Origin of the sequence: Bacillus sp. SH5-2, from assembly GCF_008368905.1 — a bacterium.
Lineage (GTDB): Bacteria > Bacillota > Bacilli > Bacillales > Bacillaceae_G > Bacillus_A > Bacillus_A luti.
The window spans coordinates 36,537-51,936 of record NZ_QOSD01000023.1; the positions used below are offsets into that span (position 1 = coordinate 36,537).

The following is a 15,400-nucleotide window of genomic DNA, read 5'->3' on the forward strand; positions in this document are numbered from 1 at the left end:
GTTATTATTTACTTTCTTTATATAAAATGAATGTGGCAACAAAAGCAGTGATAACTGCAATAGCGAAGCCAATTATATAGTGAATCATGTTCATCATGCCAAGAGGTGCAACAATTGTAAGCATCGGAATACCTGTTAAACCGTATGCATTAGCCGCCACTTGCATCCAAACAACGTAAGCGCCTCCAATTGCGCCGCCAATAGCTGCTGCAATAAATGGTTTACCAAGTTTTAAATTGACACCAAAAATAGCTGGTTCTGTAATTCCTAAAAATGCTGAAGCTGCTGCTGGAATTGCAATTTCTTTCGTTTTTTTGTTTTTTGTTTTGAAATAGACAGCTAAAGTAGCACCGCCCTGTGCAACGTTCGCCATTGACCAAATAGGGAGTAAGAAATTGACACCGATATCTTTATTTGCGAGTAAGCCCGCTTCAATAGCGTGGAAGCTATGATGTAAGCCAGTAAGAACGATTGTTGAATACAATCCGCCGAATATAAGTCCAGCTACTGGTCCTGCAAATTGATAGATTGTATTTAAAAGGTACGTAATGCCGTCACCGATTTTATATCCAATTGGTCCGATAATAATAAGTGATAAAAAGCCAGTTATAATAATTGTTAAGAATGGTGTAACTAATAAATCTAAAGAGTTCGGAACACGTTTTCGAAGTTCTTTTTCAATTGTACTCATAACATATACGCATAATAAAATAGGTAAAACAGTACCTTGATAGCCAATCATATCAATATCCATACCAAGGAAATGTAAAACAGTTGGTTTTGCATTTGAAAGAGTCCAAGGATTTGTTAAGCTTGGGTGAGTTAATATACCACCAACAACTGCACCTAAGAAAATGTTTCCACCAAATTCTTTAGCGGCACTAACTCCAATTAAAATAGGTAAAATAATGAAAGCTGCACTTGAGAATATATCAAGTAATTGGATAAGTGAGTGATCTCCAGGGACTAATTTAAACGCTTTCAACATTCCGAGTAGACCCATAAGTAAACCGCTTGCGACGATAGCTGGAATAATTGGAACAAAAATATTAGATAGTGTCTTTGCTAGGCGGGCGATAGGATTCATTTTTTTCTTAGGTATATCGTTTGATGTTGTAGAATCTAGTTCGGCTATTCCAATTAGTTTTGAGAATTCATCATATACTTTGTTTACAATGCCAGTTCCAAAAATAATTTGATATTGCTCGGTTGTTGTGAAAGCACCTTTTACTCCATCGATGTTTTCGATTTCTGCAGCGTTTATTTTCGTATCATCCTTTAATATAAGACGAAGGCGAGTCGCGCAATGTGTGGCACGAACAATGTTTTCCTTTCCACCAATGTTCTGTAATACTTGAGTTGCAATTTGTTTCATATCCATAAAAATTCCCCCTTACTATAAATTTTCTTTTATGGAACCGGTTCCGCAAAAAGTTAAAATAAAAAACAGGGAAATGATGTTGAAAATCCTGTTTTTAAAATGTGGAACCGGTTTTAATTTTATTATAGAGCGCCTTTATATTTTGTCAACGCTTTCTTGGATTTTTAATGTATAACGAGAGTGTAATATTTTTGGTATAGTTTTGTTTTCAACAAGCTGTGAAAGAGAAGTGGCAGCAAGCTTTCCAGCATACTCATAGTCAAACGCAATTGTCGTTAAGCTAGGGTGTACCATTTCTGAAATATCATATCCACCGAATCCTGTTACAGAAATATCACCTGGTACAGAAAGGGAGTGGGAGTGAATGACTTTCATTGCACCAAGAGCGATGTTATCTGTAGCACATACGATAAGAGTTGGGCGATTATTATCTAAAATATGTTGTACTTGTTTCATGGCATCTTCTATGCGGAAAGTTGTTTCGTAATATGAAACGTTGCAAGTCGGTTCTAAATTTTCAATTGCTTTTTGAAAACCATTTTTTCGATTTATTCCAACAGAAATATCATCTTTCTCTATCCCTAAATAGGCAATATGTCGATGGCCTTGTGATAACACGTATGTCCCTAACTCATAAGCTGCATCATAATCATCGTGAACAAGGCAATATTGATCTTTATATTCTTGCCCGACGAATAAAATAGGGATGTTTGAATTAGCCATAATTTGTTGATGTTCATTCGTTAAAGTTTTTGTTAATAAAATAATGCCAGCTACCTTTTGTTTTATAAAGTTTTCCATCGCTTGTATTTCAGTTTCGATTGTTTGATTTGCATTTGCTACAAGCATTTGATAGTTATTTTCCTGTAATGTCTTATCGATCCCGATAAGTGTTTTCATTGTAGCGAAGGAGTCTAATCGGGGGATGATAACACCAATTAAATTTGTTGTTTTTGCTTTTAAACTTTGAGCAAATGTATTGGGAGAGAAATTTGTTTCCTGAATAATACCTTCGATTTTAAGTTTTGTTTTATCACTTACATATCCGCCGTTTAAGTAGCGAGAGACTGTGCTTTTTGCAACTCCAGCCAACTTGGCGATATCTGCAATTGTTTTAGCCATAGTATTTCACCTTCGTATTCATAAAAATGTTAACTTTATTATAGGGAGAATTAGAGAAGACGTAAACAAGAAGGGGAAAGAAAAAACCACCTCACGTATATGAGGTGGAATAATTGTTAATATTTTGGCTTAAATGTATGACAACATGTCTCTACACTCGTTGTTACAGAGCTTTCTAGCGTCTCGTTTGTTAAAACAGCAGCTGTATATGAATCATTTTCAACTTGACCAGTTTCATCTGCATCAGGCTGAACGATGATCGCACTTGCTTGACAAAAGTTACCTTGTCCCCAAAATGAGCAATTGGAAACAGAACATTTCACTTCTGGCATAAAACCCCCTCCTTATACATTAGTTTGGAATTTTACGTCCATTTCATGTGTAGAAGGAGTTTCCTTTTCTCGTTATTTTTTCGTTTGTTCAAACCATTCTTTGAACTTTTCTTTTGATTGTTCGCCGCTAATACGGCTTACTTCTTTACCATCTTTAAAATGAATAATTGTCGGTGTTCCTTGGATATTGTATTTATCCCAAGGCTCGTTTAAATTTTCAATATCGATTACTTTCATATCAACATTTAAATCTTTCGCTAAAGGTACAACAGTAGGAGAGACCTTTTGACAATGAACACAAGAGGTTTGATAAAAGTAAATCGTTTGTTCTTTTTTATCTTCTATATTTTTATTGAGATCTTCAAGAGAAATTTTATTTGAGTAGTAATCTTTTTCATTTGTCGATGCGTTTTTCTTTTCCATTTGTGTTACAGCAAAGATTGCTGCAAATAAGACGATAATAATACCGCCAAATATAAGCATTTTTTTCATTCTTTCATCTCCTTATTTATTTTTAATTACAATAAAGCTACAAACAGCGATTGTAATAAAGCCGATAAGTGCTAAAAACGGGATTGTCACAAAGCCGAACCAGTTTATGTATTCTCCCGTACATGGTACTCGGCCGCAAGCTGCCCCTGCAGCTGAAAATGCTGCGATTTTTTGAATTGCATAGTGATATAAAGAAATACAAGCACCAATACTTGCGATTGGTAAAGAATAACTTGCGATGCGATAGTCTTTTTTTACTACAGCGATACCGAGCCATAAAACGAATGGATACATGAAAATACGTTGATACCAACAAAGGACACAAGGTTCAAATTTCATGATTTCGGAAAAGTATAAACTTCCTAGTGTAGCGATAAAAGAAGCTCCCCACGCGGTAAATAAAGCATATTCTTGCTTTTTTTCTCGTCCCATATTTTATACCTCACTTATAATAGTTACATACTAAATTATAGTATGAAGTGGCACAGAAAAGAAAGAAAAAATATGTTTATCAATAAAAGTTTTATAAGGGGAAACTTTTATTGATATAAACATTTTAAAAAAGCGCCATTCTCTGCAAGAGAATAGCGCTATATTTTACATTTGAATTTGCTCTACTTCATCTATATGTGACTTTTGGGATGCGTGGTCAATATATTGAAATAGGAGCTGCAATTGTTTATCAACTTCTGGTAGTTCTTTACTGTATTGATAAGCGTGTAAGAAATGTTCAATACGCTTAGAAAATAATTGATCGTTCGTTTGAACCATAAGAACGAGTAATTTATCCCAATTACAGCAATACGTGTAATAGAGAGCTTTATCATAGTCGTTATATGTTTGCACTGTGTACCCTCCTTACTGAGGAGTTATATATAGTGTGTGAAAAGCAAGGAGAAATACACTTGAAAGAATTTGTTAAGAAAAAATGTGAATGAAAAGAAAAAAAGAGGCATGTCCTCGTTTTTGTTAAGCTTTTGGCATTGGTGTAGGCGTCGGTTTGCCGTACCCCTCTTTATATTTATTATCGATATAGTTGCGAATTTCCAGCGTTGATTTTCCTTTTTGTTTCATCGAAGCAGATTCAACCGCGATTTCTAAGCAATTGACACAAGTCGTTGCATGGGAATCCCAAACAACTTCACCATTCTTTTTAATTTCACGAATAAAGCAGTTTTTATTATTTTTATGTCCTACACTTTCACCGCAACCGCAGTAACATGGAATCCAATCTAATAGTTCTGCATTTTGTCCAGCGACAGTGTAGATATCTTTCATTTGTGGATCAAGCTTGTCTAGGAAGGTAGGAAGTGTGTCGACTCCTTTTGTTTTTTCTTGGATGTCAGCTTGCTGAGTATGCGATGCGTGGTCATGCTCTTCTTTTGATTCAGATGATTTTTTTTCATTTGTACTAGTAGCTCCGCATCCAGCAAGAATTAAACTCAGTACTGCAAGTAAAGAAAATACATATTTCTTCATACGCTTGTCCCCTTTACAAATGTATTAATCAAATTGTATCAGAGATTATGGTGTGTCGGGTGAAGATTTTTTTGACCGATTTTTGAAATGCCATCGTAGTGAATGGAATAGAAATAAAATTGGGATATAGGCGTATACAATATATAAACCAGCTTGAGATAGTACCGTATTTAATGCATTGATACTTTCGCGGTTTGTGAAAAATAAGGATGAAATAAATATGACTGCGATAAATAATGGTAGTGTGATTTTAAATGGTATGTGAAACGATTTTTTACTAATGCAACAAGAAGACCAAATGGTTAAACAAAGATTAGGTAAAATAATAAGATACCATAGAAAAATAATAATGTACTCAAACCTTTGGATAAAAGGAACTTTAATGATTTTTAGCATCGTTAATGTTGGCCAAATGGTATGGTGTAGCTGCCCTTGACTATAGTACATAAGGGAAACAATTGCCAGTACTACGTATAAAACAGTTGAAAAAGCAATACCACCATGTGCCCATTTATTTATCGATTTTCCTTTTTTAATAAACGGATAAAAAATAAGAATCGCTTCAAATCCAAGAAATTCTAATGCAGATGCTTTCGTTGCATTTAGAATTTCTAAAGGTGAATGAGCGAGTATTGGGAAAATGTTACGGACATGTGCATATTTCATTGGGAAAACTAAGAAAAATAGGACGAAAATCGGTATGATAACGCCCCAAAAACATATTCCTGTTACAGACCGCAAGCCACCTCTAATTATGTAATAAGCTACAAGTAAAAATAGTAAGGTTAATTTCCACGGTTTAATTGTAGGAAAGACCCAAACTTGAATCACTTCAATATATGAACGAAGAACAGTAAGGCAAAATAATAAAAGATATGCGGCAAAGCATACGGAAAAAAATTTTCCAATCCACTTTCCGAAACATGTCGTATGAATATTCATTAAATCATTATCTTTTTCTAACATTTTAAGCATGCAAAATAGTACGATATGAGTTGCAATGCCCGCAACGATAAGGGAAATCCAAGAATCATACCCAGCATATTGCGCAATAATCCTTTGGTATCCTAACACACCTACTCCAATTTGAAGAGAGTGTAATAGAAGAAATGTGAAATAAGGGGAAACAGTATGTGTTTTATCTTGTTCAGCCATGATAGCACCTCACTATTCTCCGATACCAGATTGTACGACATTAATCTTTACATTGACAGCAACGTCTACGTTAGGATACATGTTCTGAATTTGTTTCATGCTCCATTTTCTTGAGTGACTACGAATTTCTTCACGTATACCAATTGGATCGATTTCATTTTCTTGGAATTGTTTTATTAATTTGTTTAAATCCTTCTCAAGCGCTTTTTCTACATGTCTTTTTACGTAAGTTACATTTTTGCTCTTCGATAAATCAAGCCAGCTGGGAGCATTTTTTACGAGTCCATTTAATTTTAAGTGTATGTTAACTCTTGGAATATCACCGTTTTGAGAAAGGGAACATACACTTTTTCCGGATAAGTTTTGAGTAGCAATTAATCCTTTATGTTTACCTTGACGTATTGGGACTTCGTAACGCCCATTTTTCGTTGGATTAATGAGTAATTTAAATAAAAAAGACCTTTTCTTATCTGTATACATAACCACTTTATCCTTTTTTAAAAAAGCTAGCCCTTTAATGGAAGCAGATTTGTCTTCTGATACTTGAATGTAAGGAAGAAATGGATCGCATCCAGATGAATAGAAGTTATATAAAAAAATATTTAAAGCTGTCCGCGGGATTGTCTCGTTTTTTATATTTTGCTCCAATAAATCAGATAAATAAAGTGATCCATTTATTCTGACATGTTTCAGTAATTCCTCTGCTGAACCATCTACAAGTGCTAGCTGCACATCACGGCCAATGTTAGGATCACGTTGTAAGTTGTTAATAACATCTCCAAGTCCATGTTCACCAAATGCTTTTCCAAATAGGACAACACGCATTTGACCTACAGCGATCGTATGTGGAGATTTGGCGTTTAGAAGGGAAGAGATTGTTTCAATTGTACCTGCATGCGTTGATTGAGTTTCTGGTTTAGATTGTACGCCCTTTGTGTAATCGGGATATAAAATGGTTCCGCGAAATTTTTTATCTTTTATTATATCGAATCCACCTACGTGAATCATTCGCTGTGTATCAACTATATATGCTTCTGTACAACCAGATTGAACAATTAAAATGATAATGAAAAAGCATAAAAAAATATTTTTCATTTTTCCTCACCGTCGCGTTTTTCTTTCGCTTTGTTCGGGTCATAGCGCCATTTCTTTTTTGGTCTTAGAAAAGAAGCGCGTTCTGCAGTTTGACTAAATGGAAGGCGAAGGAGTCCTTCTGCTGTCCCTAAACCGCGGAATGGATATAGAGGTAATAAATAAGGTGATCCAAGTGATTTTAAGCGAATTAAATGAGCTAATATGAGTACGAATCCTACAATCAGACCTAAGCCCCCAAATGCACCAGCTAAAAGAATAAGTGGAAATCGTAGTATCCGGATAGTAGAAGACATTTTTACAGTTGGTGTTGTAAAAGAAGCGAGTGCTGATAAAGCAACTGCAATTAATAAAATGTTACTCGTTAAAGCAGCTTGAACAGATGCTTGGCCAATTACAATCCCGCCAACGATGCCGATTGTTTGTCCAACTTTTGTAGGTAATCGTGCTCCAGCTTCACGGAGCAATTCGATTGTGATTTCTAAAAAAAGTGCTTCTAAAATGGGCGGAAAGGGTACATTAGCTCTTGAAAAAATAATCGGACCTAGTAAATCCACAGGAATCATTTGATAGTGATACGTTAATACAGCTGTATAAATAGCTGATGAAAATAGCGAGAATGCTGCTCCGAAAAAGCGAACCATTCGAAGAAATGAGCCTGCTATCCATGGTAAATAATAATCTTCTGGCGAGACGAAGAAATCAAGTAACGTCGCTGGTCCAGCTAATGCGTAAGGTGAACCGTCTGTTAAAATAACAACGCCTCCATTCAGTAATGCGTACACAGAGCGGTCTAACCGCTCTGTAGGTAGTAAAACAGGGAAGGGTGAGTTACTATTATCGCTAATAAACTGTTCGATCATAGTTGCATCGAATGGAAAATCAAAGTCAATATCTCGCAGGCGTTGCACTGCAGTATTCACATGTTGTTCATTTGTAATATCCGCCATATAAGCGACTATGATTTTTGTTTTCGATATAGAACCAACGGAAAGCTCCTTGAAAATTAATTGCTCTGTTACGATATTTCTCCGAAGTAAATGCATATTTGTATCGATATTCTCAACGAATCCGATTTTTGGACCAATTACACTATATTCATTCTCCGTATCGTTATATAATCTCGTTCCTAAAACTGAACTTTCAGCGCGGAGGAGTGCATACGCTTCTTGCTCTGAACCTTTTTTTAGCTGTACTAGCACGTATCCGCCTAATAACTTTTCGCGAATATCATTAACGGAAGGAGAGATGATAATATCTTCAATTGCTACGATATTTGCGATCTCCTCAATATTTTGAATTTCTTCTAATTTAATTTTTATAGGAGCTAAAATGAATCGTTTAATAATGAGTGATTCTACTGTAGATTGATAATAAAACAAACATAACGTCCCATCTTCTATGACGTTATAAGAAGAAAAGTCACTTGATTCTTTCATAGTGTGGATAAATTCTGGAATAGAACAGACAGTTTGTTTCTTCTTTTTAGATGATAAACGAAACATTTTCTCACCTCTGACATACATCATTTACTTGTGTTAGTTTTTGGGAAAGACGGGAATTTATACTTCAAAGTTGAAAGTTCATAAAGAAAAGGAAGAGTAGTGAATGTCTCTTCCTTTTTGCATGTTAATTTGTTTTCTTTTCTTTAATAGACTTCACTAATTTCATCATTTCCGCTCTTATATCTTCTTTTTTTACATTTAATTTTTCTGCAATTTGTTTAATGTCCATTCCATCTTTTTTCATTTTTAGTACATCATCAAGAGGGGTATTACTTTTTTGAGAAATGATCGTTAGCACAGTAAGATGGCGCAAACCGATGTTATATTCCTTCATTTTTTGTTTTAGCTGATCCGGTGTGGATTTTTGCATAGTTGCTAACTGTTGTAGCAGTGCTTGCTTTGTTTCTTTATTCATATGATGCTTTTTCAGCTTACTTGGATCTACACCGAAATGTTCCGCTGTTTTCTCCCAAGATTTATTTTGCTTGTAGTAAGCTAAAACGTCTTTTATTTCTTTTTTACTCATTCTTGCAATATGAGCAGCTTTCCAAATTTCATGTTTGTTATAACCGAGTTTTTCGAGGGACTGCATTTCATCTTCTGAAATAGGCTTATGATGGTGCATTGTTACTTCTTTTGGCGTAGCAGCGGAAGCAGGGAAGACAGTTGCTCCGCATAATAATGTTGCCATGGTCATACTTACTGCGATTTTTTTGTACATATAAACTCCTCCTAGATGGGTAATGTGGAAAACTGTACACATATCATTTCCATAAAATGTGAAATACTTGTGAACAAGTTAAGTTTTTTTATTCACAGCATGAAATGATTTTTTTTGGAAGTTTTCCAACATAAAACATTGATTAATAGTAAAAAACTAGGTTATAATCGAAATTGAAAATCAATATCAATAACAAGCGTTATACATATAGATAAAAATAAGGGAGAGAAAAATATGACTACATATACTTCCATCGCAAATGTGATTAAAGAAAGACGTTCTGTTCGTACATTCACAGATAAAGCAGTAGACAAAGAATTATTAATTGAATTATTAAATGACGCAACGTGGGCACCAAATCATAAGCACCGTGAACCATGGAATTGTAAACTATACATTGGAGAAGGCCGCAAACAATTAGTAGATGCAGTATTAAACTCTTTCACAGAAGAAGAGAGAGCGAAACGTGGTAAAATTTTATCTGATCGTTTCTTAAGCACGCCTGCACAAATCGTTGTTTACATTAATGAAGATCCGCGCCAAATTCAACGTGACGAAGATTACGCTGCAACATGTGCATTTATGCAAAACTTCCAACTACTTGCTTGGGAACGCGGCTTAGGTTGTGTTTGGAAATCAGGCGGATTAAACTACAATCCATTATTTATAGAAGGAATCGGTTTAACAAGAGGCCAACGTATCATTGGAATTCTTCACCTAGGCTATTTCGATAAAGCGCCAGAAGGAAAAGCTCGTACACCGATTACGGAGAAGATGGAGATTATTGAAGGTTAATAGATGGGACATTCTCGTTTTTGCGGGGATGTCTTTTTATTATGCAATCAATCCTCATGAAAGCTTGTTTCCCATCATACACTTTCTTAAGGGAAAGTGTAAGGAGGGAAAATAATGAGAGCAAGTGATGATAAAGCACTGCAATATGCGATTGCGGAAATTACGGAAATTGCGACTGGATTTGGGCTTGATTTTTATCCGATGCGTTACGAAATATGTCCAGCGGAAATCATTTATACATTTGGTGCATATGGGATGCCGACGAGGTTTTCACATTGGAGTTTTGGAAAGCAATTTTTCAGAATGAAATTACAATACGATTTAGGACTTAGTAAAATATACGAACTCGTTATTAACTCTGATCCATGTTACGCCTTTTTATTAGATACGAACTCTTTAATTCAAAATAAACTTATCGTAGCGCACGTTTTAGCGCACTGTGACTTCTTCAAAAATAATATTCGTTTTTCAAATACGAAGCGAGACATGGTAGAGAGTATGGCGGCAACAGCGGACCGTGTGAAAGCATATGAGCATAAGTACGGAAAGGCAGAGGTAGAAACGTTTTTAGATGCCGTACTTGCTATTCAAGAGCATATTGATCCGTCACTTATGCGACCAAAACTCGCATGGAGCATCGATGATTTAGAAGAGGAAGAAGTAGAAAAGAAAAAAGTATCCCAATACGATGATTTATGGAATTTAGATGATCGAAATAAAAAGAGGGAACGATCCAATATACGCAAAAAGAAGAAGATTCCACCACAGCCAGAGAAAGATTTACTTCTGTTTATTGAAGAATATAGCCGTGAGCTTGAAGATTGGCAGCGAGACATATTAACGATGATGCGCGAAGAAATGTTATATTTCTGGCCGCAGCTTGAAACGAAGATCATGAACGAAGGCTGGGCTTCGTATTGGCATCAACGTATACTTCGTGAAATGGACTTAACATCTGATGAAGCGATCGAATTTGCAAAGCTTAATGCGGGTGTCGTACAGCCGTCAAAAACAAGCATTAATCCATACTACCTCGGTATTAAAATGTTTGAAGATATTGAAGAACGCTACAACAACCCGACAGAAGAAATGAAACGCCGAGGCGTCAAACCAGGATCTGGTCGAGACAAAATCTTTGAAGTACGCGAAATCGAATGGGACGTATCGTTCTTAAGAAACTACTTAAATAAAGATCTCGTAATGAGAGAAGATATGTACTTATTCCAGCGTCAAGGAAAAGAATATAAAGTAATAGATAAAGAGTGGGAACATGTGCGTGATCAACTCGTAAATATGCGGACAAATGGTGGATTCCCGTATTTAGTAGTAGAAGATGGAGACTACTTAAAGAACGGAGAATTGTATATTAAACATAGCTATGAAGGAATCGAGCTAGATTTAAAATACTTAGAAAAAGTATTGCCATACATTCATCAGTTATGGGGAAGAACGGTGCATATGGAGTCGATCGTGGAGAGCAAAGGTGTGGTGTTTTCGTATGATGGGAAGATGGTGCATCGGAAGTATGTGTGATAAGGAAAGCCACTATGTATATAGTGGCTTTTTTTGATCTGTTTTTCATTATGTGTGTGTTTTATATACGAATAACTAGAATGCTAGTAAATCTATAAACATAAACATCCTTGCTCACATTCAAGTTGTTGCACGCATTTACTATAAAGAATTTGAGACTTCGTTTTTAGAAACGGTTTCTACATAACCAGTGTGTTTATTATAATTGTCATCTGTGTATTGAATACCGATAAAATAGAAAGAATCCATATCCCTAACTACTTTTGTATAACTAATCTTGTTAGGACGTTCCTTAAAGAGCTTGAATTCTTCTGTTTGTACGTTGTAAGTGTATAAATCCCCACCGTGGTTAGAATTTCCTGCAGCCCCACCTATTACAAGCAATAAGTGATTATCATCAATCCATGTAACACTCTTACAAGTCTGTGAGTTATTTAATTTGGAATCTATTTTCACTACTGTCTGTTTGTCTGTCTTAAGATCATATAAGGATAACTCACCTGGCTCATCAGCTAATACTTGGCTATTCAAAATGATCTTATCTCCGCTAGGCGAAATTTCGTAGTCGAGTGCTGTGCCTGAACCAGATTTCCAAAGTGGTGTAGCTTCTCCTTTTGAATTCTTCTTAGCTAGTAAAGAAATCTCTGTTTCATCTATATCCAACTCATTGTTCTTTTTGTATTCTTGCTTTTCCTTGTTGGAATTTTGTTGATTCGTTTCTTTTGTTGTATCAATTTGTTTTGTAACAACAGACTTCTTTTGGGGTAAAGGAATGATATTAAAATAGCCTAAAACAAATATTGCGATGAGTACAGCAATAATCCTCAATAATAAAGTATTTAAATAGCGACTTTTCATAATATCAGAATGAAAATGCTTTCTCTATCTAAAATTGTAATATTTTGATGTTTAGTAAAATAAAAGGCTACTTTGTAAAGTAATACATGTAGTGCAATCGTAAGACATACTATAAGTTTTTTACAGTGTATATTTAACCGGTTTGTTATATATTTGGCAGAATTGAATATATAGCTGATTAACGGTACCTTCCTATTAACATGATAGGCTTTGGGGAAGACCGGACATAGAATACTGTGTCCGGTCTTTCTCATCTGGAACAAAGTTTTAAATATGCTATTCTTGAATAAAGGGAGTTATATAGAGAAATGGAGCGATTCAAATGAGCAAAGTAGGGGTATGTAAGGTTGATATTACGCCGCCGTTAGGTATTGATTTTATCGGATATCATCGAGAGACAGGAATAAATAATATTGAAGAACGTATTTACGGGACAGTTTTTGTATTTGAAAAAGATGAAATGAAAACTGTGTTTATAAGTATTGATAATATTGGGATGTTAGTAGAAGATACGAATATGATTCGTGAGCGAGTAGCGAGTGAGCTTCATGTGCCATTTGAGCGGATAACGGTTGTGTATACGCATACGCATTCCGGTCCAGAAACGGTCGGTGATGATCCGCTAGTACAGTCGTATAAAACGCTTTTAGTAAATAATGTAGTGCACGGTGCTATTACTGCCAATAACAACTTAAGGTTATGTGAAGTTGGATGGGCTGTTACGACAGGCGAAATTGGAGTAAACCGAAGAGAGAGAACGTCCGATGGAAAAGCGAGGATGGGAACAAATAAAGAGGGTGTTGTAGATAAACGAATTGGTATGTTAGCAATAAGAGATGCTGAAATGAAAGAGCTATGTGGGATTGTAGTATTTTGCACGGCTCATCCGAATGTTTTAAAAGGTGATAGTGATGTATTGTCAGCGGACTATCCCGGGATGACGAGAGAGATTCTTGAGAACATAGTAAACTGTCCAGTTATTATCGTGCAAGGTGCTGCTGGAAATGTGAATGCGAAATATCGCGGTTCAAGGGAAGCATTAAAGAAAATGGCTTACATACTTAGCGGACATGTATTAACGATGTTACCAACAGTTACATATAGCCGAATCGTAAAGTTAAGAACAATTTCGAGTACGTTGCAAATGCAGTTGAAGGATATTCCTGAAGTTGATGAGATACGAAGCATGGCTCAATTAGCTGAGAAGCAGTGGGGCGTGAGTACGGATGAATGGCTTACTATCGTTTTAGAGAAATATAAGCAAAATATGCGGCGGTTACGTATCGATTTAGAAGTTCAATTGGTTCAAATTAATGATGGTATGTTCTCTGGTATACCGATGGAACCTTTTTCGGAAACGGCATTAGATGTGAAAGAGAATCCTCAAAATGAATTGGCTTTCTTTGGTGGATATATGAACGGATATATTGGTTACTTACCGACAAAGGAAGAATTTGCATATGGTGGTTATGAAGTGGAATTAAGCCCTGTTGTGTATGGACCGGTTACGAATTTATTGATGCCACCGGAAGAGAATACAGCGGAGTTGGTTGTGAAGAGATCTATGGAATTATATAACGCGTAAAAAATATATTCAGTAGAATAAAAATTTAAAGAAATTTATGATTTTTAATATATCTGTAGAAAACGAATCCATTTTGAAAAAGATTAATCAAAGTGGATTCGTTTTTTGTTTACCAGACAGGTCGTATATTTGATGATAATTTCTCTGTATTTTCTTTAGTAACGAATGTTGTTAAATCTTCTTTAAGCATTTTCATTCGTTTTGTACCTATGTTTTCAATCCATCGCTGCTCTATTTCAGCTACTATTTCTTCTTTTGCTTTCATTACTGCTAAACCACGTTCGGTTAAAATAATGATTTTACCTCTTTTATCAGTAGGGTGTGTTTTACGTGTAACGTAGCCATTATTCTCAAGAGAATCCACCATTTTACTTACAGCTTGTTTGGAAACCCCTAAATACTCAGCTAGTTCTATACCAGTTGCTCCATTAGGAAGGATGCGTTTGAACATAAAACCATGTGCCGGTCTAATATCTTCAAATCCCAATTCACTTAATCTGTCATGTAGCTCAGTAATTAATGTACTAAAGGATAATGATAAAAGTGAAGTAAGATCTAACTCGTTAAATGTTTGATCCATGTATATAACCTCCGCGCTTTTAGTCAATTAAGTTGACTATGTGTAATACCTATTGTACTATACACAATATGGTCAATCAAATTGACTATATTGTGTTGGTAGAACAAATAATGATTTATATAATATAGAATCAATGGAGGTTTCATATGGTCAATATCGTAAAAGTTAGAGGGAGTGTCTTTGCACCATATGCATCGCTGGAACCCATTAAGGATCCTGCAACAGGAAGATCGTTTGAATATGCTGGAGATGCACGCGAGTTTACACCATACGCCGTGAACGCAAAGCGTTCAAGATTAGAACAAGAAGTGAATATTGATTTTTATAAAAGAGAAATTTTCACATATACAGATGCTTGTATTGTCACAGTGAAGATTACAAATCCAGATGGCTCAACTGAGTATCAAAAAGGAGAAACAAGTACAGAAAACATTGTATGTACTAATATCGTATGGGGCGAGGATGAAGTTTCATTTGAAATGAGAGCAAGTGCCAGTAATCCGTTAAATGCGGCAGCGCCTGCAGCTGATTATTTGTTGGCTATGCGAGTTAATAAAAGTGGTACTGTGCATGTTGAAGGTGTACATGATGGTTTCCCTTGCTATGAATTTTATAAACAAGTAGATTTTGGTTCATTTGAATTAATATACACACATGATTTTAGAGAAACAAATGATACTCCAGCAGCACTAGCTGGAGAGATGGAATACAGCTTTAAAACGACAGTCTAAACATAAATATAGCAATATTTTTTAGAAGGAAGTAGAAAA

Annotated in this window: 17 protein-coding genes; 4 read left to right on the forward strand and 13 right to left on the reverse strand. The window is 35.5% G+C overall.

Annotation, left to right across the window (positions count from 1 at the left end):
• Window positions 1–4: 4 nt before the first annotated feature.
• From DN410_RS20485 to DN410_RS20535, 11 genes are all read right to left on the reverse strand, one after another.
• Window positions 5–1,381, reverse strand: coding sequence for a sucrose-specific PTS transporter subunit IIBC (locus DN410_RS20485; protein WP_149177829.1), 1,377 nt, complete (start codon window positions 1,379–1,381; stop codon window positions 5–7).
• Window positions 1,382–1,516: 135 nt separating this feature from the next.
• Window positions 1,517–2,503, reverse strand: a complete 987-nt coding sequence (locus tag DN410_RS20490; RefSeq protein WP_149177830.1) for a LacI family DNA-binding transcriptional regulator — start codon at window positions 2,501–2,503, stop codon at window positions 1,517–1,519.
• A 116-nt stretch (window positions 2,504–2,619) separates the two neighbouring features.
• Window positions 2,620–2,835, reverse strand: coding sequence for a DUF1540 domain-containing protein (locus tag DN410_RS20495; RefSeq protein ID WP_029437527.1), 216 nt, complete (start codon window positions 2,833–2,835; stop codon window positions 2,620–2,622).
• 72 nt (window positions 2,836–2,907) lie between these two features.
• Entirely contained in the window at window positions 2,908–3,327 is a 420-nt protein-coding gene (locus DN410_RS20500; protein ID WP_149177831.1) for a thioredoxin family protein, read from the reverse strand.
• 12 nt (window positions 3,328–3,339) lie between these two features.
• Complete coding sequence (locus DN410_RS20505; RefSeq protein ID WP_000532256.1) at window positions 3,340–3,759, reverse strand: disulfide formation protein C; 420 nt, start codon at window positions 3,757–3,759, stop codon at window positions 3,340–3,342.
• 165 nt (window positions 3,760–3,924) lie between these two features.
• Complete coding sequence (locus DN410_RS20510) at window positions 3,925–4,173, reverse strand: YhdB family protein (protein ID WP_048526289.1); 249 nt, start codon at window positions 4,171–4,173, stop codon at window positions 3,925–3,927.
• A gap of 123 nt (window positions 4,174–4,296) precedes the next feature.
• Complete coding sequence (locus DN410_RS20515; RefSeq protein WP_000761019.1) at window positions 4,297–4,806, reverse strand: PCYCGC domain-containing protein; 510 nt, start codon at window positions 4,804–4,806, stop codon at window positions 4,297–4,299.
• Between the two features lie 45 nt (window positions 4,807–4,851).
• Window positions 4,852–5,961 (reverse strand): GerAB/ArcD/ProY family transporter, encoded by a 1,110-nt coding sequence (locus DN410_RS20520; protein WP_149177832.1) that lies wholly within the window; start codon window positions 5,959–5,961, stop codon window positions 4,852–4,854.
• Between the two features lie 12 nt (window positions 5,962–5,973).
• Complete coding sequence (gerYC, locus tag DN410_RS20525) at window positions 5,974–7,056, reverse strand: spore germination protein GerYC (RefSeq protein WP_149177833.1); 1,083 nt, start codon at window positions 7,054–7,056, stop codon at window positions 5,974–5,976.
• Complete coding sequence (locus DN410_RS20530) at window positions 7,053–8,558, reverse strand: spore germination protein (RefSeq protein WP_149177834.1); 1,506 nt, start codon at window positions 8,556–8,558, stop codon at window positions 7,053–7,055. Before DN410_RS20530 ends, gerYC begins: the two co-directional genes overlap by 4 nt.
• A gap of 124 nt (window positions 8,559–8,682) precedes the next feature.
• A complete protein-coding gene (locus tag DN410_RS20535; protein ID WP_149177835.1) occupies window positions 8,683–9,279 on the reverse strand; it encodes a hypothetical protein in 597 nt (198 codons plus the stop codon).
• Between the two features lie 234 nt (window positions 9,280–9,513).
• Here DN410_RS20535 and DN410_RS20540 point away from each other — a divergent pair, with 234 nt between their 5' ends.
• A complete protein-coding gene (locus DN410_RS20540; RefSeq protein ID WP_071711553.1) occupies window positions 9,514–10,074 on the forward strand; it encodes a nitroreductase family protein in 561 nt (186 codons plus the stop codon).
• A gap of 114 nt (window positions 10,075–10,188) precedes the next feature.
• Window positions 10,189–11,607, forward strand: coding sequence for a stage V sporulation protein SpoVR (spoVR, locus tag DN410_RS20545; RefSeq protein ID WP_149177836.1), 1,419 nt, complete (start codon window positions 10,189–10,191; stop codon window positions 11,605–11,607).
• A gap of 141 nt (window positions 11,608–11,748) precedes the next feature.
• On the opposite strand, the gene DN410_RS20550 is transcribed toward spoVR, so the two are convergent.
• Complete coding sequence (locus DN410_RS20550; protein ID WP_149177837.1) at window positions 11,749–12,465, reverse strand: DUF4652 domain-containing protein; 717 nt, start codon at window positions 12,463–12,465, stop codon at window positions 11,749–11,751.
• 322 nt (window positions 12,466–12,787) lie between these two features.
• Here DN410_RS20550 and DN410_RS20555 point away from each other — a divergent pair, with 322 nt between their 5' ends.
• Complete coding sequence (locus tag DN410_RS20555; protein ID WP_149177838.1) at window positions 12,788–14,050, forward strand: neutral/alkaline non-lysosomal ceramidase N-terminal domain-containing protein; 1,263 nt, start codon at window positions 12,788–12,790, stop codon at window positions 14,048–14,050.
• A 109-nt stretch (window positions 14,051–14,159) separates the two neighbouring features.
• Here DN410_RS20555 and DN410_RS20560 read toward each other — a convergent pair whose 3' ends face one another.
• Window positions 14,160–14,630 carry a MarR family winged helix-turn-helix transcriptional regulator gene (locus DN410_RS20560; RefSeq protein ID WP_149177839.1) on the reverse strand — a complete coding sequence of 157 codons (471 nt, stop codon included), beginning with the start codon at window positions 14,628–14,630 and terminating at the stop codon, window positions 14,160–14,162.
• 146 nt (window positions 14,631–14,776) lie between these two features.
• Here DN410_RS20560 and DN410_RS20565 point away from each other — a divergent pair, with 146 nt between their 5' ends.
• Window positions 14,777–15,361 carry a DUF3238 domain-containing protein gene (locus DN410_RS20565; protein WP_149177840.1) on the forward strand — a complete coding sequence of 195 codons (585 nt, stop codon included), beginning with the start codon at window positions 14,777–14,779 and terminating at the stop codon, window positions 15,359–15,361.
• The last annotated feature ends 39 nt before the right edge of the window (window positions 15,362–15,400 follow it).

What these genes read in the sequence shown, in the direction of transcription:
- DN410_RS20485 (WP_149177829.1), bottom strand. Translation starts at nt 1,381, where the DNA reads ATGGATATGAAACAAATTGCAACTCAAGTATTACAGAACATTGGTGGA.
- DN410_RS20490 (WP_149177830.1), bottom strand. Translation starts at nt 2,503, where the DNA reads ATGGCTAAAACAATTGCAGATATCGCCAAGTTGGCTGGAGTTGCAAAA.
- DN410_RS20495 (WP_029437527.1), bottom strand. Translation starts at nt 2,835, where the DNA reads ATGCCAGAAGTGAAATGTTCTGTTTCCAATTGCTCATTTTGGGGACAA.
- DN410_RS20500 (WP_149177831.1), bottom strand. Translation starts at nt 3,327, where the DNA reads ATGAAAAAAATGCTTATATTTGGCGGTATTATTATCGTCTTATTTGCA.
- DN410_RS20505 (WP_000532256.1), bottom strand. Translation starts at nt 3,759, where the DNA reads ATGGGACGAGAAAAAAAGCAAGAATATGCTTTATTTACCGCGTGGGGA.
- DN410_RS20515 (WP_000761019.1), bottom strand. Translation starts at nt 4,806, where the DNA reads ATGAAGAAATATGTATTTTCTTTACTTGCAGTACTGAGTTTAATTCTT.
- DN410_RS20520 (WP_149177832.1), bottom strand. Translation starts at nt 5,961, where the DNA reads ATGGCTGAACAAGATAAAACACATACTGTTTCCCCTTATTTCACATTT.
- gerYC (WP_149177833.1), bottom strand. Translation starts at nt 7,056, where the DNA reads ATGAAAAATATTTTTTTATGCTTTTTCATTATCATTTTAATTGTTCAA.
- DN410_RS20530 (WP_149177834.1), bottom strand. Translation starts at nt 8,558, where the DNA reads ATGTTTCGTTTATCATCTAAAAAGAAGAAACAAACTGTCTGTTCTATT.
- DN410_RS20535 (WP_149177835.1), bottom strand. Translation starts at nt 9,279, where the DNA reads ATGTACAAAAAAATCGCAGTAAGTATGACCATGGCAACATTATTATGC.
- DN410_RS20540 (WP_071711553.1), top strand. Translation starts at nt 9,514, where the DNA reads ATGACTACATATACTTCCATCGCAAATGTGATTAAAGAAAGACGTTCT.
- spoVR (WP_149177836.1), top strand. Translation starts at nt 10,189, where the DNA reads ATGAGAGCAAGTGATGATAAAGCACTGCAATATGCGATTGCGGAAATT.
- DN410_RS20550 (WP_149177837.1), bottom strand. Translation starts at nt 12,465, where the DNA reads ATGAAAAGTCGCTATTTAAATACTTTATTATTGAGGATTATTGCTGTA.
- DN410_RS20555 (WP_149177838.1), top strand. Translation starts at nt 12,788, where the DNA reads ATGAGCAAAGTAGGGGTATGTAAGGTTGATATTACGCCGCCGTTAGGT.
- DN410_RS20560 (WP_149177839.1), bottom strand. Translation starts at nt 14,630, where the DNA reads ATGGATCAAACATTTAACGAGTTAGATCTTACTTCACTTTTATCATTA.
- DN410_RS20565 (WP_149177840.1), top strand. Translation starts at nt 14,777, where the DNA reads ATGGTCAATATCGTAAAAGTTAGAGGGAGTGTCTTTGCACCATATGCA.